The organism is Cyanobium sp. NIVA-CYA 375, from assembly GCF_056108345.1.
Genome location: NZ_JBSYHW010000322.1, coordinates 1 through 731 on the forward strand (window position 1 = coordinate 1; position 731 = coordinate 731).

Annotated in this window: 1 protein-coding gene; it reads left to right on the forward strand. The window is 64.3% G+C overall.

All coding sequences use genetic code 11. The annotated features are described in order from the left end of the window. Nucleotides 1-297 precede the first annotated feature (297 nt). Nucleotides 298-731 (forward strand): RNA polymerase sigma factor (locus AC01FP_RS18355; protein WP_474482290.1); only part of this gene is annotated, 434 nt, incomplete at its 3' end.

Genomic DNA, 731 nt, shown 5'->3' on the forward strand with positions numbered 1-731 from the left:
GCCATGTCTGCATCCTCGCACAACTGCGACCGCAGTGCTTCGTCGTCGGCCAGGATCGTGGCGGAAATCGACAGGCCCACAGCATCGCAGGCCGGGGCGTAAGCAAAATCGGCGCGTGCCATATTAGCGGCTCCTGCGTATTGACGTGAACAGGAATAGAACAAAACAAGGTCAGGTCAAGAATTTCCTCCACAATCGAACAAAGCGGTCGATTGCGATTGAACCTTTGCCGGCTTGTGGCCGACTTACAGGACGATGACCAAGCCAGCCCGACCCTATCGCCCCGAAGCGGAGCCGTTGCTCGACAGCCTGCTGGTGACCATGGCACTGGCTGGTGATCGCCGGGCCGCGAGCAGGCTCCATGCCCGATGGCATCCACGCCTGTTGCGGACCGCGCGGCGGCATACCGGCGACGGCGAGATGGCTTTGTCCGCAGTACAGGACTGCTGGCTGGCGATCTGGCGCGGCCTGCCGGCCCTGCGCGACACGAACCGGTTTGCGCCGTGGGCGTTCGGCATCCTGCGCCGGCGCTGCGCGGATCAGATCAATCACAACGCTCGCGAGCGGAGCCGCGAGGTCGAAGCAAGCGAGGCGGACCCGGGCCAGACAACTGCGCCTGAAGACCGGCTTGCGATTGCCGAAGCCATGGCAGCGCTCAGCCCGGTGCACCGGCTCGCAGCTCACCTGTTCTTCGTCGAGGGGTTGACCCTCGCCGAGATCGCAGACGTGCA